The 26,772-nt window shown below is 60.7% G+C and carries 22 protein-coding genes; 15 read left to right on the forward strand and 7 right to left on the reverse strand.

The window, feature by feature from the left end; translation table 11 throughout:
- The first annotated feature begins 58 nt into the window (after positions 1-58).
- On the forward strand, positions 59-3,319 hold the full coding sequence (locus A6U86_RS21795; protein WP_068395165.1) for a cellobiose phosphorylase: 3,261 nt from the start codon (positions 59-61) through the stop codon (positions 3,317-3,319).
- 50 nt (positions 3,320-3,369) lie between these two features.
- On the opposite strand, the gene A6U86_RS21800 is transcribed toward A6U86_RS21795, so the two are convergent.
- Together A6U86_RS21800 and A6U86_RS21805 are read right to left on the reverse strand one after the other, a co-directional pair.
- Positions 3,370-4,200, reverse strand: coding sequence for an aldo/keto reductase (locus A6U86_RS21800; RefSeq protein WP_068395167.1), 831 nt, complete (start codon positions 4,198-4,200; stop codon positions 3,370-3,372).
- A 28-nt stretch (positions 4,201-4,228) separates the two neighbouring features.
- Positions 4,229-5,422, reverse strand: coding sequence for an MFS transporter (locus tag A6U86_RS21805; protein WP_068395169.1), 1,194 nt, complete (start codon positions 5,420-5,422; stop codon positions 4,229-4,231).
- A gap of 145 nt (positions 5,423-5,567) precedes the next feature.
- Between A6U86_RS21805 and A6U86_RS21810 the strand changes: the two genes are divergently transcribed.
- The 3 genes from A6U86_RS21810 (at position 5,568) to A6U86_RS21820 (ending at position 8,918) form a co-directional block, all read left to right on the forward strand.
- Complete coding sequence (locus A6U86_RS21810; protein ID WP_068395171.1) at positions 5,568-6,464, forward strand: LysR family transcriptional regulator; 897 nt, start codon at positions 5,568-5,570, stop codon at positions 6,462-6,464.
- Between the two features lie 36 nt (positions 6,465-6,500).
- Positions 6,501-7,157, forward strand: a complete 657-nt coding sequence (locus A6U86_RS21815; protein WP_068395173.1) for a DUF2161 domain-containing phosphodiesterase — start codon at positions 6,501-6,503, stop codon at positions 7,155-7,157.
- Positions 7,158-7,418: 261 nt separating this feature from the next.
- Positions 7,419-8,918, forward strand: a complete 1,500-nt coding sequence (locus A6U86_RS21820; protein WP_068395175.1) for a DegQ family serine endoprotease — start codon at positions 7,419-7,421, stop codon at positions 8,916-8,918.
- Positions 8,919-8,978: 60 nt separating this feature from the next.
- On the opposite strand, the gene A6U86_RS21825 is transcribed toward A6U86_RS21820, so the two are convergent.
- A complete protein-coding gene (locus A6U86_RS21825; protein WP_068395179.1) occupies positions 8,979-9,932 on the reverse strand; it encodes a sugar kinase in 954 nt (317 codons plus the stop codon).
- Positions 9,933-9,935: 3 nt separating this feature from the next.
- The gene (locus A6U86_RS21830; protein ID WP_068395969.1) at positions 9,936-10,955 is read right to left on the reverse strand and encodes an SPFH domain-containing protein; all 1,020 of its coding nucleotides are present in this window, start codon (positions 10,953-10,955) and stop codon (positions 9,936-9,938) included.
- A gap of 117 nt (positions 10,956-11,072) precedes the next feature.
- On the opposite strand from A6U86_RS21830, the gene A6U86_RS21835 reads away from it, so the two are divergent.
- The 5 genes from A6U86_RS21835 (at position 11,073) to A6U86_RS21855 (ending at position 16,336) form a co-directional block, all read left to right on the forward strand.
- Positions 11,073-11,780, forward strand: coding sequence for an NUDIX domain-containing protein (locus A6U86_RS21835; protein WP_234906372.1), 708 nt, complete (start codon positions 11,073-11,075; stop codon positions 11,778-11,780).
- Positions 11,781-11,973: 193 nt separating this feature from the next.
- Positions 11,974-12,606, forward strand: coding sequence for a J domain-containing protein (locus A6U86_RS21840; RefSeq protein WP_068395181.1), 633 nt, complete (start codon positions 11,974-11,976; stop codon positions 12,604-12,606).
- A 212-nt stretch (positions 12,607-12,818) separates the two neighbouring features.
- Positions 12,819-14,312 carry a lipopolysaccharide biosynthesis protein gene (locus A6U86_RS21845; protein WP_068395183.1) on the forward strand — a complete coding sequence of 498 codons (1,494 nt, stop codon included), beginning with the start codon at positions 12,819-12,821 and terminating at the stop codon, positions 14,310-14,312.
- A 98-nt stretch (positions 14,313-14,410) separates the two neighbouring features.
- The gene (locus A6U86_RS21850; protein ID WP_068395185.1) at positions 14,411-15,226 is read left to right on the forward strand and encodes a galactosyl transferase; all 816 of its coding nucleotides are present in this window, start codon (positions 14,411-14,413) and stop codon (positions 15,224-15,226) included.
- A 36-nt stretch (positions 15,227-15,262) separates the two neighbouring features.
- Entirely contained in the window at positions 15,263-16,336 is a 1,074-nt protein-coding gene (locus A6U86_RS21855) for an acyltransferase (RefSeq protein ID WP_068395187.1), read from the forward strand.
- 12 nt (positions 16,337-16,348) lie between these two features.
- Here A6U86_RS21855 and A6U86_RS21860 read toward each other — a convergent pair whose 3' ends face one another.
- A complete protein-coding gene (locus A6U86_RS21860) occupies positions 16,349-17,677 on the reverse strand; it encodes a PLP-dependent aminotransferase family protein (protein ID WP_068395189.1) in 1,329 nt (442 codons plus the stop codon).
- Positions 17,678-17,778: 101 nt separating this feature from the next.
- On the opposite strand from A6U86_RS21860, the gene A6U86_RS21865 reads away from it, so the two are divergent.
- The 5 genes from A6U86_RS21865 to A6U86_RS21885 are packed head-to-tail and all read left to right on the forward strand — an operon-like array spanning position 17,779 to position 22,652.
- A complete protein-coding gene (locus A6U86_RS21865) occupies positions 17,779-18,756 on the forward strand; it encodes an ABC transporter substrate-binding protein (RefSeq protein ID WP_068395191.1) in 978 nt (325 codons plus the stop codon).
- Between the two features lie 47 nt (positions 18,757-18,803).
- On the forward strand, positions 18,804-19,694 hold the full coding sequence (locus tag A6U86_RS21870) for an ABC transporter substrate-binding protein (RefSeq protein WP_068395193.1): 891 nt from the start codon (positions 18,804-18,806) through the stop codon (positions 19,692-19,694).
- Positions 19,691-20,635 carry an amino acid ABC transporter permease gene (locus A6U86_RS21875; protein ID WP_068395195.1) on the forward strand — a complete coding sequence of 315 codons (945 nt, stop codon included), beginning with the start codon at positions 19,691-19,693 and terminating at the stop codon, positions 20,633-20,635. The genes A6U86_RS21870 and A6U86_RS21875 overlap by 4 nt, the downstream gene beginning before the upstream one ends.
- Positions 20,632-21,411 carry an amino acid ABC transporter ATP-binding protein gene (locus A6U86_RS21880; protein ID WP_068395197.1) on the forward strand — a complete coding sequence of 260 codons (780 nt, stop codon included), beginning with the start codon at positions 20,632-20,634 and terminating at the stop codon, positions 21,409-21,411. The genes A6U86_RS21875 and A6U86_RS21880 overlap by 4 nt, the downstream gene beginning before the upstream one ends.
- Positions 21,412-21,470: 59 nt before the next feature.
- Positions 21,471-22,652, forward strand: coding sequence for a M20 aminoacylase family protein (locus A6U86_RS21885; RefSeq protein ID WP_068395975.1), 1,182 nt, complete (start codon positions 21,471-21,473; stop codon positions 22,650-22,652).
- A gap of 170 nt (positions 22,653-22,822) precedes the next feature.
- Here A6U86_RS21885 and A6U86_RS35675 read toward each other — a convergent pair whose 3' ends face one another.
- Positions 22,823-22,999 carry a hypothetical protein gene (locus tag A6U86_RS35675; protein WP_234906371.1) on the reverse strand — a complete coding sequence of 59 codons (177 nt, stop codon included), beginning with the start codon at positions 22,997-22,999 and terminating at the stop codon, positions 22,823-22,825.
- Positions 23,000-23,149: 150 nt separating this feature from the next.
- Entirely contained in the window at positions 23,150-24,169 is a 1,020-nt protein-coding gene (locus A6U86_RS21895; RefSeq protein ID WP_068395202.1) for a hydrogen peroxide-inducible genes activator, read from the reverse strand.
- Between the two features lie 340 nt (positions 24,170-24,509).
- Here A6U86_RS21895 and katG point away from each other — a divergent pair, with 340 nt between their 5' ends.
- Complete coding sequence (gene katG / locus A6U86_RS21900; protein ID WP_068395204.1) at positions 24,510-26,708, forward strand: catalase/peroxidase HPI; 2,199 nt, start codon at positions 24,510-24,512, stop codon at positions 26,706-26,708.
- Positions 26,709-26,772: the final 64 nt, after the last annotated feature.

Below are 26,772 nucleotides of genomic sequence, written 5' to 3' on the forward strand. Positions count from 1 at the left end.
GGCTCTACCTTATGCTTTAGTGCGCCCATCCGATCCATGAATCAGCGAGACCTAGCTTATGTCCTCGGACTTCAATCGCAACTTTCAGACGCCCCGTCGCGAAGAACTCGGTCTTACCACGCTTACCAATAGTGCCGGTCTTTCGGCTTCGGCGCTGCCGAACGGCACTCTGTTTTCGATCGATTTCGCCGATCAGCAGGGCGGCGTCATGATCAACCAGGTGCTGGGATCGCCTGTCTATGGCGGTATCGGAAGGCTTTATCTGCGCGTCGGCGGCGCCAAGCCTGAAACGGTCGAGATCGTTGGCCCGAAGGCTGCCGTGCGTTTCGGTCATGCCGAGGGCGGCTTCTCCTGGAGCGGCGAGACGGCTGAGATCAAGCACACGGTCAGCCTTCGGCTGCATTCGAGCGAAACCGCATGGTTCTGGCAGGTATCGCTCGAAAACACGACCGGCGCGACGCTCGCGGCCGATCTGGTTCTGCTTCAAGATGTCGGCCTTGGCGATCGCGGTTTCCTGATGAACAGCGAGGCCTATGCCTCACAATATATCGACCATCACATTGCAAGCCATGCCGCCTTCGGACCCGTGGTCATGAACCGGCAGAACCTCCAACAGGGCGGCAAACGCAACCCTTGGCTCGCACAAGGATGCCTGGAGGGCGCTGCGGCCTTCGCGACCGACGCTATCCAGCTCGTCGTGCCGGCGAAAGACAATGACGGCGTCATGGTGCCGGATTTCGGCACCAACCTGCCGAGCCTGCGTCGACAGCACGAGGTTGCTTGCCCGGCGATCCAGTCGAAACCGCTTTCGCTCGCACCGGATGCGACGGCGACGACAACCTTCTTCGGCCTCTTCGTTGCGGACCATCCTACCGCCTCCAGCGACGCCGATCTTGCGCGCCTCGATAGCCTCACGAAGCTGCAGGCTGAACTGGCCAAGGACGCGATTGCCGCCGCGCCAGCTCCCCGCAGCCTTGTGCAGGATGCGCCTTTTGCCGTCAGCGAAAGCCTCGGTCAGGCGGATATCGATGCGCTTTATCCCAAGCGCATGCTTGAAGAGCATGTGGACGGAAAGCTCATTTCCTTCTTCGTACCGGATGGGCCGCATAACCGGCACATCGTGCTACGCGAAAAGGAACGTGTCGTGGCGCGCCGCCACGGCGCCATCATCCGCAGCGGGCAGAACATGCTGCTCGACGACAAGACCCTGGCGGCGACCTGCTGGATGCAGGGCATCTTCGCCGCGCAGTTGACCATCGGCAACACCTCCTTCCACAAGCTCTTTTCCGTTTCCCGCGATCCCTACAATCTGACCCGGGCAAGCGGGCTGCGCATTCTCGTCGATCTCGGCGATGGCTGGCGGCTGCTGGGCGTGCCCGCCGCCTTCGAGATGGGCCTGAGCGACACCAGCTGGATCTATCGGCTGTCCGGCCGAACCATCACCGTCTCGGCGATCGCCGATGGCAACGATCCGGCCATGCAGTGGAGCGTTTCGGTGGAAGGGGCTGCCTGCCGCTTCCTCGTCTTCGGCCACATCGTGCTTGGTGAGCGTGATTATGAAGCCGTCGCCAATATTGCGATCGATACGGATGGCAAGCGGATCTCCTTCCGCCCGCAACCCTCGTGGCTCTGGGATCGCTACCCGAACGCGGCCTACCATCTCGTTACCTCGACGCCGGAAGCTTTCGAGGCCTTTGGCGGCGACGAACTGCTCTATGATGACGGCAAGTCCCGCAATGGCCCGTTCATCGCGCTGAAGTCACATTCCACGAAAGGGTTGCGCTTTGCCGTCACCGGCTCGATGGCCGATGCGGCGGCAGGCGAAGCTTCTGCCAAGCGCTATGCCGCAAGTGTAACGAGCGAAGAAATGCTCGTGCCGGCGCAACGCTTCTGGAGCCATGTGACGCGCAACGCCCGCATCGAGGGTGATGACCCGGATGTTTTGGCGCAGGCCGTCATGGTGCCCTGGATTGCCCATGATGCGATCGTGCATTTGAGCGTGCCGCATGGGCTCGAGCAATATACCGGTGCTGCCTGGGGAACGCGCGACGTCTGCCAGGGTCCGGTGGAATTCCTGCTGGCTTATGAGCATGACGAGGAAACCCGAGAAATCCTCAGCACGCTGTTCTCCGAACAGTATCGCGATCGTGGCGACTGGCCGCAATGGTTCATGCTGGAGCCCTATGCCAATATCCGCGCCGGCGAAGCCCATGGCGATATCGTCGTCTGGCCGCTCAAGGCGCTGTGCGACTATATCGAGGCGACAGGCGACATTGCCTTCCTCGCCGAAACGGTTCCGTGGCGCGCCGACGATACGATGCTGCTGACCTCGGAGCGCGCGACGATCTCCGATCACGTCGAAAAGCTGCTCGAAACCGTGCGCAGCCGCTTCGTGCCGGGAACGAGCCTCATCCGCTATGGCGAGGGAGACTGGAACGACAGCCTACAGCCGGCCGATCCGCACCTGCGCGACTGGATGGTCAGCAGCTGGACCGTCTCGCTGCTGTACGAGCAGCTGGTGCGCTACGCGAGTATCCTCACGCTTGCCAGCCGCAATGAGGAAGCGCAGTCGCTTCAGGCAACCGCTGTCGCCATGCGCGCCGACTTCAACCGGCTGCTGATGCGCGACGGCATCGTCGCCGGCTACGGCGTCTTCGATCCGAGCCATGACGGCGTCGAGCTGTTGCTGCACCCAGAGGATACCCGCACCGGCCTGCATTACTCGCTGATCGCGATGACCCAGCCGATGATCGGCGGGTTGTTCACTAGGGATCAGCGTCATGCCCACATGAAGATCATCCGCGACAATCTCCTCTTCCCGGATGGCGTGCGGCTGATGGAGAAGCCGGCGACGTACGCCGGCGGACCCGAAACGCTGTTCCGGCGGGCCGAATCCTCCTCCTTCTTCGGCCGGGAAATCGGGCTGATGTATGTGCATGCGCATCTGCGCTACTGCGAAGCCCTGGCGCTCGATGACGACGCAGAAGCGGTCTGGGCCGCCTTGGCGCTTGCCAATCCGATCGCCGTCAGCGGCCGGCTGGACCATGCGTCGCTGCGCCAGCGCAACACCTATTTCAGCAGCAGCGACGCCGCTTTCGACGATCGCTATAAGGCGTCGTCCGATTGGGGTCGCGTCAAGGCGGGCGATATTGCTGTCGATGGGGGTTGGCGGACCTACTCGAGCGGCCCAGGCCTCTATACCAAGAGCCTGATCGGCAATGTCTTCGGCTTCAAGCGGCAATTCGGCCAGCGCATCCGAAAGCCGCTCTTGCCGGCGTCCGTCGGCGCTTGCGAGGTCAAGCTCGACTTCAAGGCTTGACCGCAGGAACGCAGAAAGGGAGCCGTTAATCCGGCTCCCTCATTTCAGAATTAAGCTGCCTGGTCCCAGACCGGAGCAAGGCCATCGGGGCTGACGATGCGGCCATCCGGCCGGGCAAGCGCATGGATTGCCGTCATTTCATCCTGCGTCAGTGCAAAATCGAAGATGGCGGCGTTTTCCATTGCGCGACTTTCGGACACGGTCTTCGACAGGACAACCAGATCCTGCTGCACGATCCAGCGCAGAACGATCTGCGCAACCGATTTTCCGTGCCGGCCCGCGATCTCCTTCAGTACCGCGTCAGACAGGACCTTCCCGTCAGCCATGGCATAATAGCCCGTCACCGACATGCCGAGATCCCTAGCCGTCCCGATAACAGCGGACTGGTCGAGATAGGGATGGAACTCGACCTGATTGGTGACGAGCGGCAGATCGCTCAACGTCACGGCCTCGCGCATCAGCGCCCGGTTGAAATTGGAAACGCCGATGTGACGCACCTTCCCTGCCTTGGCCACCTCGTTCAGGGCGCCGATCTGTTCGGCAAGCGGCACGGCATCATTCGGCCAGTGCAGAAGCAAGAGGTCGACATAATCGGTCTTCAGCTTCGTCAGGCTTTCGTCGACCGAGGCGATGAAAGCGTCGTGGCGATAGTTCTCGACCCAGACTTTCGTGGTCAGGAACAGATCGCCACGGGCAATGCCGGAGTGCTTGATGCCACTACCGACTTCGGCCTCGTTGCCGTAGATCTGGGCGGTGTCGATGTGGCGATAGCCGTTGCGAAGCACATGCGCCACCATGCGTTCGGTATCGGGGCCTGGCACGCGGAAGGTGCCGAAGCCGAGAGCGGGAATGGAAGCGCCATTGGCGTTGACGATTTTCATGGATTGTCCTTTCAATTGCAAAGTCTGATCAGGCAGCGCAGGAAACGGCCTGCGTTGCGGAGGCGGAGCGGCGGTCGAGCGCGGCGCTCCAGAGAGTGAACACCAAGGCAGCGACAACCAGGATCGCACCGACCCAAGGCGTGGCACCGAGGCCAAGCGAAGATTCCACCACCAGTCCACCGACCCACGCACCTGCGGCAATGCCGAGATTGAAGGCGGCGATGTTAAGTGCAGAGGCGACATCAACAGCAGCAGGGCGAACTTCGCGGGCAAGCTGCACGACGTAGAGCTGCAGTCCAGGCACAGTTGCGAACGACAGAAAGCCAAGGGCTGCGAGCGTCGGAATGGTGAGCCAGGGCGAGACGGCCGTGAAGGTAAAGAGCGCCAGTACAATCGCCTGAGCGACAAAAAGCCATGTCAGCGTGCGCACCGGATTGCCGTTGGCAAGGCGACCACCGACGACATTGCCGATAGCGATGGCGATGCCATAGAGCATCAGGATGAGGCTGACGGCAGAAGCGTCAAAGCCGGTCACTTCCTGCAGGATGGAAGCCAGGAATGTGAAGGTGACGAAGGTACCGCCGTAGCCAAGCGCGGTCATGGCGAAGACGATGAGCAACCGGCCGCTTGCAAGTACGCGGACCTGTTCGCCGATGGTGGCCGGCGGTGCCTTCTTCAGGTTCGACGGCAGCAGCAACCCAATGCCGGCAAAGGCGATGACACCGAGAGCTGCGACGGCGGCAAAGGTAGCGCGCCAACCAAAGGTCTGGCCAATGAAGGTGCCAAGCGGAACACCGGTGACGATCGCAACCGTCAGACCCATGAACATCATGGCGATTGCCGAGGCACGGCGGTTTTCCGGCACGAGATCGGCAGCGATGGTCGAGCCGACGGAGAAGAAGACACCATGAGCAAAGGCCGAGAGCACGCGGGCGACCAGAAGCGGCGCATAGGACGGGCTCAAGGCGGCCATGCTGTTGCCGATGATGAACAGCGCCATCAGGCCGAGCAGCAGCGGCTTGCGCTGGATGCGACCGGTGAGCGCGGTGAGGATCGGTGCGCCGAAGGTGACGCCGAGCGCATAGACGCTGACGATGAGGCCGGCGAGCGGCAGGTTGATATGGAGGTCGTTTGCCACTGTGGGCAGCAGACCGACGATGACGAATTCGGTTGTACCGATCGCATAGGCCGCGATCGTCAACGCAAAGAGAGCGAGAGGCATGGGATCACCCAATCGAAAAGGCACCCGGTAAATTCCGGCTGCACTGGTTCTTGTTCGGATGGGAATATGGGGCCAAGACATTCAATCGATAATCGCCTATATAAACCGAACACTTGTGAATTGAATTCAAAGCCAGGAGGAAGACGTGGACAATCGTGCCGGCGAGATGGACGTCTTCGTTCAGGTGGCGACGCTTCGCAGCTTCTCGGCGGCCGGGCGGAAACTGCGTCTGTCTCCGTCCGCCGTCAGCAAGCTCGTCAGCCGGCTGGAGCAGCGGCTGGACACCCGTCTTGTCGTGCGCACGACGCGTTCACTGCAATTGACGCCGGAAGGAGAGATTTACCTCGAAAAGGCGCAGGCGATCCTCGCCGCTATTCAGGAAGCAGAGCGGATCGTGGCGGCGGGCGGAGCGGCCGCCCCACGCGGGCTGTTGCGCGTCAGCTCCTCAGTCGCCTTCGGGGTGAGCTGCATCGTGCCGCTGATCCCCGATTTTCTGGCGCGCTACCCGGAGATCGAGCTCGACCTCTCACTCACCGACAGCATCATCGACATTGTCGGCGAGCGCGCTGACGTCGCCATTCGCTCAGGCGTATTGCGCGACAGCTCGCTAAAGGCCCGCAAGCTGCTGGAAAGCCGCCGCGTCGTCATCGCATCGCCCTCCTATATCGAAAGGCGCGGCCTTCCGAAGACACCCGAGGATCTGGCGCACCATAATTGCCTGACCTTCAATTTTCGTCCAACCGCCGAAGCCTGGCCTTTTCGCGATCCGGCGACGGGCGCGCAATTCGTCATAACCGTCGAGGGTAATCTCCAGGCCAATAATGGCCCGACGGTGCGCAGCCTCTGCCTGGAAGGCGTGGGGCTTGCCCGTATCGGGCAATTTCACGTGCAGCCGGATCTCGATGCAGGGCGGCTGGTGGCCGTGCTGGAGGACTTCAATCCGGAGGATATCGAAAACGTCCATGCCGTCTACGCGGGCCACGAACATCTGGCGGCCCGTATCCGCGCGTTTATCGACTTTCTGGTTAACCGAATCGGATAAACTCAAATCGGATATCCCCAGGCCGGACAGCAGTATTTGGAAACGGAACTCTATCTCCCGATCAAGACATTTCTCGAAACTGCCGGCTATGCCGTGAAGGGCGAGATCGGCGGCTGCGATCTCCTCGGGCTCAATGACGGCGAGCCTCCCGTTGTCGTCATCTGCGAGCTGAAGCTCTCTTTCAATCTCGAACTGGTCCTACAGGCCGTCGATCGCGCTGCCGCCAGCGATGAGGTATGGATTGCCGCCCGGGTCTCGGCGAAGGGCAAGGGCCGGGAAAGCGACCGGCGCTTCCGCGACCTCTGCCGTCGGCTGGGTTTCGGCATGCTCGCCGTATCTGATAATGGCAGCGTCGACATCGTCGTCAGCCCGATCGCGCCGATGCCGCGCAAGAATGCACGTCGCAGATCACGCCTTGTTGAAGAACATCGCCGGCGAAAGGGTGATCCCGCTCTTGGCGGCAGCACGCGCAAACCGATCATGACCGCCTATCGCCAGCAGGCCCTCGTCTGTGCCGCTGCGCTCGAAAATGGCGTGCAGCGACCCAAGGACATGCGCGCGTCAGCGCCAAAGGCGCCGCAAATTCTGAGAGATAACGTCTATGGCTGGTTCGAGCGCGTCGATCGCGGCATTTACGCGCTGACGGAACTCGGAGCGGAGGCCCTCAAGCGCTGGCCGGTACAGCAACCTTAAATAAGGAAAAATTCGGGCTAAAAAACATTAAATTCATGTAATATCTTAAAATTTCGCAATATAAACATGATCAATATTTAATTTGTAAAAATCAATTGGCGGATCATATTAACTACCAGCGCCAGTTCATTTTTATACTTTGCTTCCCGTAGTAAAGACGGGAACAAGGCTCCCGGAACGAATTGACGCAGACCGTTCGACGCCTGTCCCTGAGATGGACAAGACGCCAATTTTCCAACGATCTCGCAAGGGACTTTTGCTATGTCATCTCTTCTCCGCAAGCACCGCACTGCCGCCATTGTTGGTGCCGCCATCATCGTTGGCGCGGGCGCATTGCCTTTTGCTTTCACCTCCGCAACCGTCGCCTCGGCAGCTGAACCCGCCGGCATCATCGCACCCGGCGGCTCCTTCGCCCCGATCGTCGATGCGGACAAGCCCGCCGTCGTCACCGTTACCACCACGATGAAGGCGACCGATACGAGCGCCGACAGCAGCAACTCGCCGATGGACGAGCAATTCCGCCAGTTCTTCGAGAACCAGGGCATTCCCTTCCCGAAGCAGGCACCGCGCCAGCAGCAGAGCCAGCGCGCCATGGCGCTCGGCTCGGGTTTCATCATCAGCCCTGATGGCATCATCGTCACCAACAACCACGTGATCCAGAACGCCATCGACATCAAGGTGACGCTCGACGACGGCACCGAACTGCCCGCCAAGCTGCTGGGCGCCGACGCCAAATCGGACCTTGCCGTCCTGAAGATCCAGGCACCGAAGCCGCTGGCAACTATTGCCTGGGGCGATTCCGACAGGCTGAAGCTCGGCGACCAGATCCTGGCGATCGGCAACCCCTTCGGCATCGGCACGACGGTGACCGCCGGCATCGTCTCGGCCCGCGGCCGCGACCTGCATAGCGGCCCCTATGACGATTTCATCCAGATCGATGCTCCAATCAACCACGGCAACTCAGGCGGCCCGCTGGTTGACCGGGAAGGCAATGTGGTCGGCATCAACACTGCCATCTACTCGCCCAACGGCGGCAGCGTCGGCGTCGGCTTTGCCATCCCCTCTGACGAGGCCAAGACGATCGTTGCCAAGCTGGAAAAGAGCGGTTCGATCGACCACGGCTACCTCGGCGTGGCCATTCAGCCGGTAACCTCGGATGTCGCCAATGCCATGGGTCTGTCGCAGACGCAGGGTGCGCTCGTTGCTAGCGTCAATGACGACACACCGGCAGCCCGCGCCGGCATCAAGAGCGGCGATATCGTCACTGCTGTCGGCAACGAGGCGGTCAAGACGCCGAAGGATCTCTCGCGGCTTGTCGCCGATCTATCCCCGGGCGACCATCGCTCCGTCACCCTGTGGCGCAATGGCAAGAGCTTGGACGTCAACGTCACCATCGGCGGCAATGACGACAGCAAGCAGGCTGCAAACGATAGTGGCGACGGCAAGGTGCAGCCTTCCAACCAGCCGAGCATCGGTGTCGGCCTTGCCAACCTCACCCCAGACGTGCGTCAGCAGCTGAACCTGCCGCGCAGTGTCGAGGGTGCCGTCGTTGCCAACGTCAACCCGGACAAGCCGGCGGCTGCCGCCGGCATCCAGACCGGCGACATCATCGTCTCGGTCAACGACCAGCCGGTCCGCAACGCCCACGAGGTGCAGACCGCCGTCGCGCAGGCAAACAAGGATGGCCGCAAATCCGTCCTGCTCCTGATCGAACGCGATGGCGCCAAGACGTTCGTAGCCGTACCCTTCTCGGCTGCCTAAGGCCTGAAAAAGACCAAACAAGCCGGCCCGTCTCTCATTCCGGAGGCGGGCCGGCTGCTTTCATGTCACCAGCAGCCCTTGCCGTTCGGCAAGACCGATGGTTGCCAGCGTTCCGGCGTTGAAGGGGAGAAAATCGGCCTCGATGCCATCGCTGAAGATGACGCCGTGCTCGGCCATTTCCGAAACGACGGCCATCGGCGTCTCGGCCGCGATCTGCCCCGACACCAGCGAAACACCGGTCGTCCGGCTCGGAAAAGGCTCCCGCACGAAATAATGCAGGAACTCGGCATCCCAGGGAAATGTCGCATCGGCAAGCCCGGCCGGCACCTCCATGCCGAAACTGGCAGCCGCTCCCGTCCAGCCCGCATAGAGGCTCTTCAGCCATCCGGTCGACCCCATGCCTGTGGAAACGATGATCCCACTCGACGATTGCTTTTCGTGCACCTCGCCGATCCGGAGATCATAGCGGGCGGAGACATGGCTTCGCGGGCCGATGAAGAGGTCGTTGACCGCATAAAGCACCTCACCGGTATTCAATGACGCCTTCGCCATGCTGACGCGCTTGAGTGTTCTGCGCTGCGCCAGAGCCTCCGGCATCACCTTGCGAACGTCGCCCACACGGAACGGCAGCAGCACGCCATCCCAGCGCTTTGGATCGGGATTGACGCCGAGCACATGCTGCCCATCGAGATACTTGAGTGTATTGGCGACAAGGCCATCCTGCCCCAGCACGACGACGATATCATCGACACCGAAGATGAAATTGCCGAGATAGCGCCGGTTGAGCGTCTGCACCCGCGCGACTGCGCGAAGGCTGGCTTCGACCTCCTGCACGGCCGCCCGGTAGTGCTGCTGTTCCGCCAGATAATCACCGAAGTCCGCGCCGAGATGCTCGACATAGAACTGCGCCTGCTGGACGGTGTTGAACCGTACGATCAACTCGTCCAGACGCGTGTCACGCACGATCAGGACGATCTTTCTGTCGTCAGCCCGTCTATCCTCTGCGGCCGGCATCACTTAACCCCTTGGCTGCGGCTGCATGATTTCACGCAGGAGATCAGGCGTGACATTGAGCTGGCCGATCTTGGTGGCATTGTCGGCAAGATCGCGGAAGGCGAGTGCCATCAACTGGCCGGGATCCATGCCGACCGATGCCAGCGCCTGCAGCACTTTCGGATCGGCATCGCCGAACGACTTCATCATCGCGGCCAGACCGTAGGCCTTTGCATCGGCCTCTTCACGCGCATTGGCCGAGGCAAGCGCAACGAACGACTTGTTCTGCTCTTCGAGAGCGATCCTGCCGGTCATCTCTTCGGCCCGGATCTGCAACTGCCGCTCCTGAACCGAGCGTTCCGCATCCATCTGCGCCTCGCGCACCTGGCGCTTCTTGTTCTCGACGGCAATTTCAGTGGCGAGCTCGTTTTCCTTGATGGTGCGTTCATGCTCGACGGCCGCGTTGCGGCGCGCATAGATAGCCTCGTCGGCGCTGCGCAACAGCGCCTCGCGGGCACTTGCCTCCAGAGCCTTGGCGGTCTCCGGCTTCGGCTTCACAGCCAGGATCGACAGGCTCAGGAGTTCCAGACCCAGCGCCTGCAGCGCCGGATGATCATGCAGCGTATTTGCAACGCGACCGACCAGCAATTCGCCGGCGGCCAGCACCTCCTTCAGCGACAAGGCCTGTACCTCGGCTCGCATCGCCACCTGAACCTGGTCGATCAATCGCTGCGACAGCTTCTGCGGATCTTCCGAACCGTAGACACCCTTGGCGTTGAGCGAGAAATCCAGCAGTTCTCCGGTCCGCTTCGGATCGGCGATGCGATAGGTGATCTGGCCCTGGACAGTCACTTCCTGAAAGTCCGACGTCACTTCTGGAAAAATGAACGGTTCGTTGACGCTCGCGGTCGGCACCACGACCAGCGAGGTCGACGGCGCGAAGTACCAGAAGGAGAGCCCGGCGCCCTCACGCTGGGGCCGACCATTGCGATACTGGATCACATACTGGGTCGGCTGCGCCTTGATGAAACGAAATCCGAACATGAGTGCCTCCTGAGCGAACAAGACGGCCTTGCAAGCCGCCACGGCGCAAAGAAACACCACTTAGTGATTAATGTCAACTAAGTTAGTTGAAACTTTACACTAAGCGGATGGCGCGCTATGTTCCGCAGCATGAGCAGCTTCGAAGACTCCTATCAAAGACCGATCGTCTCGGTCGATCTTGCTATTTTTGCGCTGACGGCGGCCGGGCTTGAGGTTTTGCTGGCGCGCCGCGGCGCAGCACCCTTCGCTGGCGATTGGGCGCTACCTGGCGGGTGGATCCATGTCGATGAAGACGATGATCTGGAGGCAGCGGCCCGGCGCGTGCTTCGCAACAAGACCGGCGTCGCCACCCCCTATCTCGAGCAGGTCGGTGTCTACGGAAGCGCTGCGCGCGATCCTCGCGGCTGGAGCCTCAGCGTGACCTATATGGCATTGATTTCGCTGGACGCGGCCACCCTGCAGCAAGGTGGCAACGTTATTGATGTCGCCTGGTCGCCGATCAATGGCGAGGCCGTCACGGAGCCCCTCGCCTTCGATCATGCCGCCATCCTTAAGGCAGCGATTGCAAGGCTGCGAAACAAGGTCGAATATTCGACGCTGCCGGTCCATCTGTTGCCGGAAGCCTTCACGCTGGGAGAATTACAGGCCGTCTATGAGCGCCTTTTGGGCCGAAGCCTCGATAAATCCGCCTTCCGAAAGCGCATGGCGGAGGTGGATTTCATCGAGCCCATCGAGGGAGAAATGCGCCGCGCCAGCAACCGCCCGGCCCAGCTTTATCGGCTGAAACAGGCTCGCACGACCGTCTTCTTCGACAGGACGATCTAGGGCGATCAATTTCCACAGAAGAGACACTTCACCTTTGACACATGATCGTTTTTGTCCAAACTCTGCCGTTGTGATGGTACAAAGACGTCGTGGACGGATAGGAAAGAGCCGACGGCGAGCCTCTTGCCTGCCGGTGAAATAAGCGGCAAGGGGCTTCGACCCCCAACAGGATTAAGCGGCGGCAGGAGTTGGAGTGACTGATCCATACGATATTCTCGGCGTTGAACGCGACGCGAGCGAAGAGCAGATCAAGGCTGCCTATCGCAAACGGGCCAAGGCCGCTCATCCCGACTCCGGCGGCGACACCGAGGCCTTCTCGCGTTTGCAGAAAGCCTACGAGCTGCTTCTGGACCCCGTGCGCCGTAAGGTCTTCGACGATACTGGCTATGATGTCGAATTGACCGACGCCGTCGACCTGCAGGCCCTGGTTGCCATCGAGAAGCTTATTACCGACATGGTTCTCGACGAACGCGAACCAGGTACATTCGATCCGGTTGCCAAGATGCGCGCGGCTCTGCTCGAGGAGATCCGCAAGGCGCATTTCAGCAAAAGCGAGCTGGAACGGCACTCCAGCCGCATCAGCCTTCATCTCGACCGCCTCGGCAAGCCCTCCGGCAAGGATGTCGTTGGCCATATGCTGCGCGCCCGCATCAAGGCGATTGCCACCGCGATCGGTGAAACGGAAGCGAAGATCGGCGCCAATGAGCGCGCCTGCGACATGCTGGACGGCTATCTCTATGTCATGGACGAGCTCTCCCACGAGGTGGAATTGGCGTCCGATATCCAATGGGACGATGCGCCGAAGGTTCGCTCCGCCGCCCAATGACTTCGAAAGCGCCCGATCTTCCGCGCTTACTTCGATCGCAGCAGCTTTTCAGCAACGTAATGTTGCAATGCAATAATCATCCCTAGACAAATCGAAAGCCTGGCCTAGATCAAGCCTCCAGTGTGCCGCTCGGCTCTATCGAAAGATGACGGCGCGGCAACTGGCCGGCGTCGGGAGACGCCTGCGCCAGTTGAAAATCTAAAAGGCGAGGTATGCGGTTGCTGGCTTCCGAAGCGGATGAAATCGTCTTTGAACATCTGAGCGAAAACCGATCGCGGGCCGCATTGAGAGGTGCATTCTGGTCGGCGCTCGATACGTTGATCCCGACAGCGCTCAACAGTCTCGTTTTTGTCGTCACTTCGCGTTTTCTTCTGCCGCAGGATTTCGGTCTGGTGGCGCTCGCCTTCGCTATTGTCAGTTTTACGGCCGGCTTTGGCCCCACCGCTTTCGGCGAAGCGCTGATCCAGCAGAAATCCATCCGCCGCAGCCATCTCGATACTGTTTTCTGGCTGTCCTTCTTCTCGGCGGCGATCCTCTATGCCGCACTCTTCCTCCTTTCCCCGACGCTTGCCCATTGGGTCGGCCATGACGAGATCGTCAGCCTGCTGATGATCATCGGATTGAAGATATTCTTCGACATGATGATCATCGTTCCCAACGCCTTGATCGGGCGGACGATGTCCTTCCATCTCGCCGCCGTGCGCACCGCGATTGCCACCTTCGTATCGGCCACCATCTGCCTGTCGCTGATATTCGCCGGCTTTGGCCTGTGGGCCCTGGCGATCGCCCAGATTGCAGCACCGGCTGCGGCCTGCGTAGCGGCCTTCTGGGGCGCCAGATGGCTCCCTGGCGTCAGGATCAAGCTCTCGAGCCTGCGCGAACTGCTGCATTACGGCGTCTTCGCGTCCGGCAATCGCTTCCTGCAGACCATGAACCTCGATCAGCTGATCATCGGCACCCTGGTGAGCCCGGCCGCGCTCGGTATCTATAACTTCGCGCGCCGTCTCTACGAGATGCTCAACAACGTCGTCGCCGGCGGCCTGACATCGGTAAGCCACGTCCTGCTGTCCTCGCTGCAGCACGACCAGAAGAAGGTCCGCGAGGCCTTCCTCATGGCGACCTTCGGCTGCTCGTTGATTTCGTTTCCAGCTTTCATGGGGCTCGCGGCTGTTGCCGACGATGCCATTCCGCTGATCTTCGGCCCGCACTGGACGGCGGCGATCTGGCCGGTCCGCTTCTTCTGCGTGATAGGCCTGATGGCCGGCATCGGCGTCATCCAGGCCTCGCTGATAACGAGCCAGGGCAAGTCCGACTGGTGGTTCTACTATCAGCTAGTGCGCAATATCGTTGCCATCCTCACGGTATTTTTTCTTTACGAATACGGCGTGGCGACTGTTGTCTTCGGGCTCATGCTCGGCGTCATCATGCTATGGCCGCTGACGCTATGGATGGTCTCGAAATTGATCGGGCTCAGCATCCCCGAATATTTCGGCCAGTTCCTGAGGCCGATAGCCGCTTATCTCGGAATGCTCGTGGTGGTGCTGGCAACATCGTCTGCCCTCAGCGACTCTTCCCTTGCCGTCCGCCTGATCTGCGAAATCCTGGTCGGCGGCCTCACCTATTCAGCTCTCATCTTCCTTCTATGCAGAGAAAGGATCCTCTTCCTGGTGCGCACGACGCTGCAAGGTCGTCGCGCAAAGGCATAATCACTGCCATCGCAAACAATGGATGGAAAGGGCCCGTCCCCCACGGCGCCCCTTCGATCCCAGCGATGAAAATACCAACTGTCAGAAAGGGCGCGTTTATGACACTGGTTACGTTCATTATTCCTGTTCGTCATCAGGCCAATTCCAATGATTGGCCTTCGTTGAAAAGCAGGCTATCGCAAACGATAGCCTCTATCTCCGGGCAATCCAACGGCGACTGGCGCGCCGTGATCGTCGCCAATGAAGGCGCCGATCTGCCCGATCTGCCACCGAAATTCTCGGTCGAGCGGGTCACCTTTCCGCCAAACCTGCTGCACGATATCAATGGTGCCGATCGCGAAAAGGTCTATGACGCGTTCCGCCTGGACAAGGGCCGGCGAGTGCTGGCCGGCATGCTCTCAGCTCGCGACACACGCTTCTTCATGATTGTCGACGACGACGATTTCGTCAGCGCCGGCATCGTCGAATTCGCTGGAAAGAACAGCGATGCCAATGGCTGGAAGATCGACCGCGGCTACCTCTGGAACGAAGGCGGCCGACTGCTGCTGCACCACAATGACTTCGCCAATTACTGCGGCACGTCGCTGATCATCCGATCGGACCTCTACCGGCTGCCGGCAAGTTTCGAAGAGGCTGATATCGACTACATCAAGTCGATGCTGGGCAGCCATGTGCGCATCGGCAAGATGCTCGCCGAGGCAGGTCATCCGCTAGCATCGCTTCCATTTCGCGGTGCAATCTATCGCGTCGGGCATAGCGGCGCCCACAGCAAATCCTCCAATCTCCTCCGGACCCATTTTCTGAACCCATCGGTGCTGCGTCATCCCCGCCAGCTGCTGGGCAATCTGTCGCGTGTCCGCCCACTCGATCGCAACCTGCGAAACGAGTTCTTCGGTGCCCGCGCTGCCGGATAGGCAGCGCGTCATTTTCGCTCAACGAGGTCTCGCCCAATGATGGCTGACGCACCGAAACACAGATATGCCGCACTTGATGCCATGCGTGGCCTCGCGGCACTGGCCGTCGTGGTCTACCATCTCGACAGGCCCTATGCGCCGTCGGCCTATGTCGCCGTCGATTTCTTCTTCGTCCTTAGCGGGTTCGTGATCGCCCGCGCCTATGGCGAAAAGCTTGCTGGCGGCATGACCGTGCTGGCCTTTATGAAGGCGCGATATGCGCGGCTCTATCCGCTCTTCCTCATCGGCAGCGTCTACGGTCTCATCCAGCTATTGCTGTATTGGCAGGGATCGGGTGTCGGCCGGGCCGATCTTGGGGCAAGCATTCTGTCGACCGTCTTCATGCTGCCTTCGCCGAGCTTCCTGACCCGATCGGCCGGAGACATCTGGCCACTCTACCCCCTGAACGGGCCTGCCTGGTCGCTGTTCTGGGAGTTGCTGGCGAACCTGATATTCGCGCTGGTCCTGTTCAGGTTGAAAACCCGGAGCCTGGTGGCCGTCGCCGCTATTTCCCTGGCGGCGCTGATCGCTTCGGTCTTCTTTCACAAGTCGCTCGACCTCGGCTGGGAATGGCACTCGGTGGACGGTGGGCTCTCTCGGGTGCTTTTCTCCTTCACCCTCGGCATGATCATCTACCGGCTGCGGAGCAATTCCACGCTTGGGCGGACCGCTAACACCTATGCGGCCATCCTGCCGATCGCGGCAATCTGCATTCTGCTGTTCCTGCCGACCTATTCGCTGAAATATGCGCTGATATTCTGCGTGCTGATCTCGCCGCTTATCGTCCTTGCCGGCACGATGCTTGAGCTCCCGGCAAGGCTGCAGCGGATCGGCATTTTCCTCGGCTATCTCTCCTACCCGATCTACATGTGCCACCGCGGCTTTACCGAGATCTATGGCCATGTCTTCCGCGAGATGCAGTCGCAGCCTCTCGTCTATGTTCCCCTCTATCTCGTCCTCATCTCGATCATCGCATTTGTCACGGCGCAGTTGGCCACATTGCTCGTCCGATATGCCTCATCCTGGAAAAGCGAGAGCAAAACCGTCAGCGTCAACGCGCCCGGCGAATAGCTCCCGGCAAGGTCAGGTATGGACAGCGGCAAGCGCGATGGCATCCGCGACCTCATCGCGACGCTCCGAGAGATTGGCGGTCGCGACGCGCAAGTGGCTGCTGCTCAGGATGGAGAATTTGGCACCCGGATGCACGGCGATACCGCGCGCAGCAAGCGTGACGATCGCGAAAGGTTCTGAGGAAACCGGTATCCAGGCGCATAGGCCGCCTCCATGCTGTGCCATCACGCCCCGTTCGCGAAGCGCGTCGATCAGGCCGCCCCGACGCTCCCGATAGATTTTGCGGGCGTGCTCCAGACAAGCCGCCGTCGCGGGATCGCGCAGCAGCCAGGCGGCGGCGGCCTGCAGGATACGGCTGGTCCAGCCGGAACTGAAGCTGCGATAGGACTGGATCTGGTCGATGATCGCACGCGAGCTCGACAGCACCGCAAGGCGCAGATCCGGCCCATGCGTCTTCGAAAACGAGAGAATATGGATGACGCGGTCGGGGAAAAGATGCCCCATGGAATGGCGTGGGGCCGTAGAGATATCGGCAACACCATCGTCTTCGACGATCAGCGTATCCTTGTCGCGAAGAATCTCGGCAAGCCTTGCCATGCGTGCTGGGCCGACGCTCTGGCCGGTGACGGAATGGATGCGCGGCTGAAAGATGAAGGCGACCGGGCGATATTTCAACGCCTCCTCCAGCGCCGATGGCAGCGGCCCCTCCTCGTCGCATTTTACCGGAATGATGCGGGCGCCGCGATCCTCCAGAATATCCAGTAGTCGCATGCCTGTTGGGTCTTCGATGGCGACGGAAGCGCCCGGCATGACGAGAGCATTGATCAAAGTATAGACGGCATTATAGCCGCCATTGGTTGCAAGAAAGGCTTCCGGCTCGTAGGGCCAGCTCTTCCTGACCTCTTCCTCCAGCTCCGGCAGGATACGGCTGCGCTCATAGCTGTTGAGGCTCTCGGCTGAAGCGCCATAGGTCATTGCCGCCTCCAGCTTCGGCAGCAGCCGGACATCGGGAACGGCTGCCGTCAGGTTCAATGCACCGTCGCCATAGTCACCGACGCTTGCGAGACGGGCCGGCTTGGCAACGAAACGATCACCACTGACCCATGTACCGTTTCTGCCGCGACCGCTGATGATCTTCTGCCGCCGGAGCTCGCTCCACGCCTCGGACAGCGTTGCCGGGCTGATGCCGAGCGCAAAAGCCAGGTCGCGGATCGGCGGCAGCTTGGTGCCGACAGGAAGCGCGCCGGCGCGGATCAAGGCACTGGTTTCGATCGCGATTCCGCGAATTGTCCGATCGTTCAATTTTTCGGCAAACCACTTCGCGTCCCGATTTTCGCTCATTTCCGCGCCATCTTTTAATGTTCAATAACGTAATAACATTTGATCGACCCATATTGAACATTTAACCATTGTGAAAACAAGTTTTCTCGCGAGTGAAATTCATGCCCCTTACTCTTCGCCTTGCCCTCCGTGACTGGGACTACATGACGCCGCTGGTCCTGGGAGACGTCTCCTCCCCCAAGCTCGACCTGAAGGTGGATCGGGTCGGCACGCTCATCTCGCATGTCGGCAAGAGTGATGCCTATGACGCGGCCGAAACCTCGTTCAGCCGCTACACGCAATTGCGCATCGACGGCGACGAGAGCGTCGTTGGCATTCCGAATTTCATCATGCGTGGCTTCCGCCACCGCTGCGTCATCACGGCCAAGGACAGCCCGATCACGACCTTCGCGCAATTGGCCGGAAAGCGTATCGGCGTCACCGGCTGGCGCGACTCCGGCAATACCTGGACGCGCGCCGCTCTCCGCCGCGAAGGTGTCGGCGTCGAGGATGCCATGTGGTATGCCGGTCGCCTCACTGAAGCCCATCCGATCACCGACCGTCTCGACGGCTTCGGCCGCCCTGGCCGCATCGAGGCAGCGCCCGGCGAAAGGCCGATGGTCGACCTCCTGAAGGAAGGCAGCCTCGACGCGATCTTCACACCGTTCATGCCGGACGGCTATTTCGCCGGCGGCTCCGCCTTCCGCCAGCTCCTTTCCGATTTCCGCAGCGCCGAACGTCGCTATTTCGAGGATGTAGGCTATGTACCGGGCATGCACCTGATCGGATTGAAGGCGGAAATCGTCGCCGAGCATCCCTGGGTCATTGCCGAGCTGAGCGCCCTGATCGATGAATCGCAGCGTGTCTGGCTCAGCAAGCGGCGCAAATATGCCGATACCACGCCCTTCATGCTCGACGAGTTGCTGAAATCGGCGGCCGAATTGCCGGAAGGCTGGGATGCAAGCGGCTTTGCGGCCAATCGCAAGATGATCGCAGACTTTGCCGGGGAGCTGCACATCCAGGGCATCCTGCCGCGACTGATGACACCGGAAGAACTCTTTCCGTTCGACGTCGATGGCAGCCGGACGAGCGCCAGGTAACCATCGACTGAAACTCAGAAATGCAAAGCAAAAAAAGGGGAACGCATATGTCGCTAAAGAAAATGACCTACCTTGCCGTGGCAGGCCTGATGATCTCGGGCTCGGCCTTCGCGCAAGACGCCGGCCTGCCGAAGCTTTCGGTCAACGCCGATCTGCACGCCAAGCTGCCGGAAGCCCTGCGCACCTCCGGCAAGATGATCTCCGTCAACAATGGCTCATTTCCTCCCTATGAGATCGTCACCGGCACCAAGCTCACCGGCGCCAGTGCCGATCTGACCGACGCCATCGGCGAGATCCTTGGGGTGAAGATCGAGCATGAAAGCGTCAGCGGCCTGCCCGCCATCCTCGCAGGCATCAATTCCGGCCGCTACCAGTTCGCCTTCGGTCCGATCGGCGATTTCAAGAGCCGCGAGGAGGCCAATGATTTCGTCGACTGGGTGCAGGAATTCGTCGTTTTCGCCGTCCAGAAGGGCAATCCGAAGGCCATTACCTCGCTCGATAGCGCCTGCGGCCAGCGCATCGCCGTCATGGCCGGCGGCTCGGCGGAAAAGGTGATCCAGGTCCAGGCGGAAAAGTGCAAGACCGACGGCAAGGGCGCGATCGAAGTCCAGTCCTTCACCGACCAGCCGAGCTCGATCCTCGCCGTCCGCTCCAAGCGCTCGGACGCGTTCTTCTCTTCACAGGCGCCGCTCACCTATTTCGTATCGCAGGCAAACGGCCAGCTGGAACTGACCGGCGTCGGCCAGAAGAACGGCTTCGAGGATCTCTATCAAGGCGCCGTTGTGCCGAAGGGCTCGCCGCTCGGGCCCATTCTCAAGGACGCCGTCAAGGTTCTGATTGATAATGGCACCTATGCCGTCATCATGAAGAAATGGGGCCTTGAGAACAATATGATCAAGGAACCCGGTATCAACCTTGGCGGGACGTTGCCGAAATGAGCACGAATACCGGAGATATCGCATCGCCCTCCGGCGATGCGGCCGAGCGGGATGTGGCGAATGCCCACAAACCGTTCCCGAAGGGCCGCGTGGCAGCCTGGGTCGTGACACTTGCGATTGCGGCCTATTTCGCCTGGTCGGTCGCCAACAACGAGAACTTCGGCTGGCACGTCGTCGGCCAGTATTTCTTCGATCCCGTCGTCATCAGCGGCCTGTATGTCTCGCTTGGCCTGACTGTCGTCGCCATGGCGTTCGGCATCGTGCTCGGTCTGCTCCTGGCGGTCGCCCGCATGTCGAAGGATACGCTGGCAAGCTCGCTTGCCTCGCTGTTCATCTGGTTCTTCCGCGGCACGCCGCTGCTCGTGCAGCTGATCTTCTGGTACAATCTCTCGACGCTTTTCCCGACACTTTCAATCGGTATCCCCTTCGGCCCGACCTTCGTCGGCTGGGATACGAATTCCGTCATCAGCCCGATGACAGCAGCCATCGCCGGCCTTGCGCTCAATGAAGCGGCCTACATGGCGGAGATCATCCGTGGCGGCCTGCTTTCAGTGGAAAGAGGCCAGTTCGAAACAGCCGAAGCCTTTGGCATGACGCGAGCCCGCGCGCTCCGCCGCATTATCATTCCGCAGGCGATGCGCTCCATCGTACCGCCCACGGGCAACCAGCTCATCAGCATGATCAAGGCGACCTCGCTCGTCAGCGTCATCGCCATGGCCGACCTGCTCTATTCCGTGCAGTCGATCTACAACCGCACCTTCGAAGTCGTCCCGATGCTGCTCGTCGCCGTCATCTGGTATCTGCTGATCACGTCGGTGCTGAACATCGGCCAAAGCTATATCGAGCGCTATTACAGCCGCAGCGACCGCCGCACCGGCATAGTGAAAGCCGTGAAGGAAGATGCGCCCGCCCTGGTGCCCGCACAGGAGGCAGGCCAATGAACGCCAACGTAAACCTGCCGCCGCTCGTGCGCGCCCGCAACGTCCACAAGTCCTTCGAGCATCTCGAAGTGCTGAAGGGCATCGATCTCGATCTCGCACCGGGCGAAGTCGTCGTCATCCTCGGCCCCTCTGGCTCCGGCAAATCCACCTTCCTGCGCTGCATCAACCATCTGGAATCCATCAACCGCGGCTCGATCGAGGTGGATGGCGAGCAGATCGGCTATCGCATGAACAGGGGCCGCCTCGTGCAGCTTTCCGCTCACGCGATCGCGCTGCAACGGCGCAAGATCGGCATGGTGTTCCAGCAGTTCAATCTCTATCCGCATATGACGGCGCTGCAGAACATCATCGAAGCGCCTGTGGGCATCCACGGCGAAAGCCGGAAGCAGGCAACGGACAATGCGCGAGCGCTGCTCGACCGCGTGGGTCTTTCGGCCAAGGCCGACAATTATCCCCGCCAGCTATCCGGCGGCCAGCAGCAGCGCGTGGCAATTGCCCGGGCCCTGGCGATCAAGCCGAAACTGATGCTGTTCGACGAGCCGACCTCGGCGCTCGATCCGGAACTCGTCGGCGAAGTGCTCGCCACCATGCGCGACCTCGCCAAGCAGGGCCTGACGATGATCGTCGTCACTCACGAGATCGGCTTTGCCCGCGAAGCGGCCGACCGGGTCGTCTTCATGGATGGCGGCAAGATCGTCGAAGAGGGCAAGCCGGAGGACGTCATCGGCAACCCGCAGCATCCCCGCACCAGAAGCTTCCTGTCGCGCTTCATCTAACGCGACAGCATTCGATCTTTTTTGATGCACGCCCACGCAAGCAAACCACTGGAATGGCCATGACCCTCGACAACGATTTCGCCCGCCTTTCGGATTTCGAACCGATGAAGGCCGAATTGACCGGCATCCGGCAGCATCTGCATGCCAATCCCGAGCTTTCCTATGAGGAGGCGGAGACAGCCCGCTTCGTCGCCGAAAAGCTGGAAGGCTGGGGTTATGAGGTGACACGCAATGTCGGCGGCCATGGCGTCGTGGCGCGCCTTACCGTTGGGGCCGGCAAGAAGAGCATCGCCATCCGCGCCGATATGGACGCCCTGCCGATCGCCGAGCAGACGGGTCGTCCCTATGCCAGCAAAGCACCGGGAAAGATGCATGCCTGCGGCCATGACGGCCACACGACGATGCTGTTGGGGGCGGCCGAATATCTCGCTCGCACCCGCCGCTTTAATGGCACCGTCAACCTGATCTTCCAGCCGGCCGAGGAAGGCGGCGCCCCAAGTGGCGCCCAGGCCATGATCAATGACGGCCTGTTCGAGCGCTTTCCCTTCGACGTCATCTTCGGCCTGCACAATCATCCCGGCGCCGCGGAGGGCTCATGGCTGATGCGGTCCGGCCCGCTGATGGCAGCGGCCGATACCGCCGAGATCACGATTATTGGCAAGGGCGGCCATGCCTCCCGTCCGCACCTGACGGTCGATCCGATCGTTGTGGCCTGCAATCTCGTCATGAGCCTGCAGACGATCGTCTCCCGCAGCATCGACCCGACACAGACAGCCGTCGTCACCGTCGGCTCCATCCATGCCGGTGAGGCGTCAAACGTCATCCCCGAAAGCGCGAAGATGCTGCTCAGCATCCGCTCCTTCGATCCGACGATACGCGGATTGCTCGAAACTCGCATCCGCACACTGGTTCAATCCGTCACAGAAGGTTACGGCGCCAGCGCCGAGATAGATTACATCCGTGGCTATCCGGTCGTCGTCAATTCCGAGGCGGAAACCGCTTTCGCGCGCACGGTTGCGGAAGAGCTTGTCGGCGCAGACAAGGTCACCACATGCAATCTCATCCCCGGCAGCGAAGATTTTTCCTACTTCCTGGAACACAAGCCTGGCAGCTTCCTGCGCCTCGGCAACGGCGTCAATTCGCCGATACTGCACAGCGCCAAATATGACTTCGCCGACGAGAGCCTCACCGTCGGCGCCGCCATGTGGGCACGCCTGACCGAACGCTACCTCGACGCCTAGACAGCCGCACAGGCGCCTTTCCGAACTCCGACAGTAAATCGGCAGCCCTGACCACGGTCGGGGCTGATCCGAATTTCTCTGTGGGATATTGGTGAGGCATGCCGGTGCCAGGCACCGCCCGAAGATCTCGCTGTATCAGGGCGCGGCGAAAGCCGAACCCTCAAGACCCGTTACTTATCCAGTGAGCCGAGGCTGTCGGATGCGGCAGGAGCCGTGTTTTCGGGGCGCGTCGTCTGCAGGCCGGCCTTCAGCTGCGAGTCCTGAGGCTGTACCATCCGCCATTCGCTCTCGAGACGATCAATCACATACGTAGGAATTTCATTTCTTACGTTTTCGAACTCTTGCATCACGACCTCCATTGCCATGCGATATTGGCATGACATGGAAGAGATTCTTTGTAAATCAAGGTATTAAAAAATTTAAACGATTAAAATTACTTTAATCGTTTGAAATTCCTTGGTCTGTGGACAAGGGCCTGCTCACAACTGCAGGGACAGTTATTTCGAAGCGGAATCATCCCCCTTACCAACAGCAGAATCACCGCTGCGGTAACGAGAAGCGGGTGACTGCCTCCGATCATCGAACTCGAAATCCTGCGCACGCCACATGGAATCATGCTGCTCGCGCATCACGTCTGCCGATTGGCGAACCACCTCGGAAATCCGCATGAGCTGCTTGGCCAGGGGGCTCGTCTTGCGCCAGATCATGCCGATCGTGCGTGATGGCTGCGGGCTCTGGAACCTCACGGCCGAGACCGAGGCGGACCGCGTCTCAACGGCCACAGCCATTTCCGGTATCAAGGTGACGCCGATGCCGGCGCTGACCATCTGCACCAGCGTCGATAGCGAGCTGCCGTCCATAAGTTCGCGCGGCAGTGCCGATTGTATGTTGCAGAAGGACAGGGCCTGGTCGCGGAAACAATGCCCCTCCTCCAGCAGCAGCAATCGCATCTCGCGCAGCGCTTCGCGATTGGGGACCGGCTTGCCTTCGTCCTCGCTCGGCCGCACCAGCACGAAGTTTTCCGCAAACAGCGCGACCTCGGTCAGCGAGGGCTCGGATACGGGCAAGGCAACGATGGCCGTGTCGAGCCTTCCTTCCGCCAGCTCCTCCACAAGTTTTGAGGTCAGCGTTTCGCGCACATGAATATCAAGCCCATCATACATGCTGGTAAGGTTACCGATGATGGTGGGCAGCAGATAGGGCGCGACCGTCGGGATCACGCCGATCCGCAGCCGCCCGACAGGCTGGTTTCGTGAAGCACGCGCCAGATCTCCCAGCTCATCCACCGAGCGCAGAATCTCGCGCACACGTACGGCGAACGCCTCTCCGAAATTGGTGAGGCGAACCTGCCGCGCACCTCTTTCGAACAGATCGGTCCCGAGCTGCTCCTCCAGTTCCTTGATCTGCATCGACAAGGCCGGCTGGGAGATCGCGCAGACATCCGCCGCCCGCCCGAAGTGGCCGTGCTTGGCCAATGCCTCGAAATACCGAAGCTGTTTGAGGGTGAGATTTGTCATAAGCCCATCTTATCGCCTCGATCAGGAAATCCAACTTAAATTAATGGGACAGCTTGACTATAGTGCGCGGGCCGGAAATGAAATGCCGCCGCGATGTCACACGAAGCTCACATTGAGAGCATTGACTGCGGTGGTTGATTGATGCCCTGGACCGGTTGAAATGCCAGGCGCCAAATATGATTTGCCTCCGGACGGCCCGCTTCGCGGGACGTCAGAATAGTTAGAGATTCCACGCGCGTGACATGTCGTCATTGCGCCAGACGCGAAACCGAACTGCTTCCCAAGCGGGTGACGACACCTTCAGGGCAGCATGCTTCAAGCCATCATAAGGGAGAAAATTATGGACAATAAAGTCGAAGGCGCTGGTAAGTGTCCTTTTCCGCACGGCAACACGACCGTGTCGGCCAGATCGAACCGCGACTGGTGGCCGAACCAGCTGAACCTCAAGATTCTCCATCAGAATTCCGCACTGTCCAGCCCGATGGGCAAGACGTTCAACTACGCCGAGGAATTCAAGAAGCTCGACCTCGAGGCCCTGAAGAAGGACCTCACCGCGCTGATGACAGATTCGCAGGAGTGGTGGCCGGCCGACTTCGGTCATTACGGCCCGCTCTTCATCCGTATGGCATGGCATAGCGCCGGCACCTACCGCACGGCCGATGGCCGCGGCGGCGCATCTTCGGGCACGCAGCGCTTTGCACCGCTCAACAGCTGGCCGGATAACGTCAACCTCGACAAGGCACGCCGCCTGCTCTGGCCGATCAAGCAGAAATACGGCAACAGCATCTCCTGGGCCGACCTTCTGATCCTCACCGGTAACGTCGCCCTGGAATCCATGGGCTTCAAGACCTTTGGTTTCGGCGGCGGCCGCGAGGACGTCTGGGAGCCGGAAGAAGACATCTACTGGGGCGCTGAAGACACCTGGCTTGCCGACAAGCGCTACACTGGCGACCGCGATCTGGAAAACCCGCTCGCAGCCGTGCAGATGGGCCTCATCTACGTCAATCCGGAAGGCCCGAACGGCAATCCGGACCCGATCGCTTCGGCCCGCGACATCCGCGAAACCTTCGCACGCATGGCCATGAACGACGAAGAAACCGTCGCCCTCATCGCCGGCGGCCACACCTTCGGCAAGACGCATGGTGCCGGCGATGCCGCCCATGTCGGCCCGGAGCCGGAAGCAGCCGGCATCGAAGAACAGGGGCTCGGCTGGAAGAACAGCTTCCGCAGCGGCAAGGGCGGCGACGCCATCGGCAGCGGCCTGGAAGTGACCTGGACCTCGACACCGACCAAGTGGAGCAACAACTTCTTCTGGAACCTGTTCGGCTATGATTGGGAGCTGACGAAGAGCCCGGCCGGTGCACACCAGTGGACCCCGAAGCATGGCGCAGGCGCAAACTCGGTTCCGGATGCACACGACAAGGCCAAGCGTCACGCGCCGGCCATGCTGACGTCTGACCTCGCTCTGCGCCTCGACCCGGCCTATGAGAAGATCTCGCGGCACTTCTTCGAGAACCCGGACGCCTTCGCTGATGCCTTTGCCCGCGCTTGGTTCAAGCTGACGCACCGCGACATGGGCCCGCACGCCCGCTATCTCGGCCCGGAAGTTCCGACGGAAGAGCTCATCTGGCAGGATCCGATCCCTGCTGCCAATCACGCTCTGATCGACGCCAATGATATCGATGCACTGAAGGCCGAGATCGCAGCCTCGGGCCTCACCATCCCGCAGCTGGTTTCGACAGCCTGGGCTTCCGCATCGACCTTCCGCGGTTCCGACAAGCGTGGCGGCGCCAATGGCGCTCGCATTCGTCTTGCGCCGCAGAAGGATTGGGAGGCCAACCAGCCGGCCCAGCTCGCTTCCGTGCTCAACACGCTCGAAGGCATCCAGAAGAAGTTCAACGATGCCCATACCGGCGGCAAGCAGGTCTCGATTGCCGATCTGATCGTGCTCGGCGGCTCTGTTGCCGTCGAACAGGCTGCGAAGAAGGCCGGCCATGATGTGGTCGTTCCCTTCGCACCGGGCCGTACTGATGCATCGCAGGAACAGACTGACGTAGAGGCTTTTGCCGTTCTAGAGCCGATCGCTGATGGCTTCCGCAACTATCAGAAGCGTGCCTACACGGTCTCGTCGGAAGAGCTGCTGATCGACAAGGCTCAGCTGCTGACGCTGACTGCTCCTGAAATGACGGTGCTGCTGGGCGGTCTGCGTGCGCTGAACGCCAATGCCGGCCAGACCCAGCATGGCGTCTTCACCAAGCGTCCGGAAACGCTGACCAACGACTTCTTCGTCAACCTGCTCGACATGGGCACGGAGTGGAAAGCCGTTTCGGATGCCAAGGACGTGTTCGAAGGACGCGACCGCGCAACCGGCGAAGTGAAGTGGACCGCCACGCGCGCCGACCTCGTCTTCGGCTCCAACTCGCAGCTGCGCGCAATCGCCGAAGTCTATGGCCAAGGCGATGCCACCCAGAAGTTCGTACGCGACTTCGTGGCTGCCTGGACCAAGGTGATGAACGCCGACCGCTTCGACATCGCTTGATGTGAAGTAGAAAAACATTCGGACGCGGCCCGTTTCAGACCGCGTCCGGATTATCCTGTCACTT

The organism is Rhizobium sp. AC27/96, assembly GCF_001692325.1.
Classification (GTDB): Bacteria; Pseudomonadota; Alphaproteobacteria; order Rhizobiales; family Rhizobiaceae; genus Rhizobium.

Excerpts from the sequence above, each read along its gene's own strand:
- A6U86_RS21795 (WP_068395165.1), top strand. The coding sequence starts at position 59 with ATGTCCTCGGACTTCAATCGCAACTTTCAGACGCCCCGTCGCGAAGAA.
- A6U86_RS21800 (WP_068395167.1), bottom strand. The coding sequence starts at position 4,200 with ATGAAAATCGTCAACGCCAATGGCGCTTCCATTCCCGCTCTCGGCTTC.
- A6U86_RS21805 (WP_068395169.1), bottom strand. The coding sequence starts at position 5,422 with ATGCCTCTCGCTCTCTTTGCGTTGACGATCGCGGCCTATGCGATCGGT.
- A6U86_RS21820 (WP_068395175.1), top strand. The coding sequence starts at position 7,419 with ATGTCATCTCTTCTCCGCAAGCACCGCACTGCCGCCATTGTTGGTGCC.
- A6U86_RS21825 (WP_068395179.1), bottom strand. The coding sequence starts at position 9,932 with ATGCCGGCCGCAGAGGATAGACGGGCTGACGACAGAAAGATCGTCCTG.
- A6U86_RS21830 (WP_068395969.1), bottom strand. The coding sequence starts at position 10,955 with ATGTTCGGATTTCGTTTCATCAAGGCGCAGCCGACCCAGTATGTGATC.
- A6U86_RS21835 (WP_234906372.1), top strand. The coding sequence starts at position 11,073 with ATGTTCCGCAGCATGAGCAGCTTCGAAGACTCCTATCAAAGACCGATC.
- A6U86_RS21845 (WP_068395183.1), top strand. The coding sequence starts at position 12,819 with ATGCGGTTGCTGGCTTCCGAAGCGGATGAAATCGTCTTTGAACATCTG.
- A6U86_RS21850 (WP_068395185.1), top strand. The coding sequence starts at position 14,411 with ATGACACTGGTTACGTTCATTATTCCTGTTCGTCATCAGGCCAATTCC.
- A6U86_RS21855 (WP_068395187.1), top strand. The coding sequence starts at position 15,263 with ATGATGGCTGACGCACCGAAACACAGATATGCCGCACTTGATGCCATG.
- A6U86_RS21860 (WP_068395189.1), bottom strand. The coding sequence starts at position 17,677 with ATGAGCGAAAATCGGGACGCGAAGTGGTTTGCCGAAAAATTGAACGAT.
- A6U86_RS21865 (WP_068395191.1), top strand. The coding sequence starts at position 17,779 with ATGCCCCTTACTCTTCGCCTTGCCCTCCGTGACTGGGACTACATGACG.
- A6U86_RS21870 (WP_068395193.1), top strand. The coding sequence starts at position 18,804 with ATGTCGCTAAAGAAAATGACCTACCTTGCCGTGGCAGGCCTGATGATC.
- A6U86_RS21875 (WP_068395195.1), top strand. The coding sequence starts at position 19,691 with ATGAGCACGAATACCGGAGATATCGCATCGCCCTCCGGCGATGCGGCC.
- A6U86_RS21880 (WP_068395197.1), top strand. The coding sequence starts at position 20,632 with ATGAACGCCAACGTAAACCTGCCGCCGCTCGTGCGCGCCCGCAACGTC.
- A6U86_RS21885 (WP_068395975.1), top strand. The coding sequence starts at position 21,471 with ATGACCCTCGACAACGATTTCGCCCGCCTTTCGGATTTCGAACCGATG.
- A6U86_RS35675 (WP_234906371.1), bottom strand. The coding sequence starts at position 22,999 with ATGCAAGAGTTCGAAAACGTAAGAAATGAAATTCCTACGTATGTGATT.
- A6U86_RS21895 (WP_068395202.1), bottom strand. The coding sequence starts at position 24,169 with ATGACAAATCTCACCCTCAAACAGCTTCGGTATTTCGAGGCATTGGCC.
- katG (WP_068395204.1), top strand. The coding sequence starts at position 24,510 with ATGGACAATAAAGTCGAAGGCGCTGGTAAGTGTCCTTTTCCGCACGGC.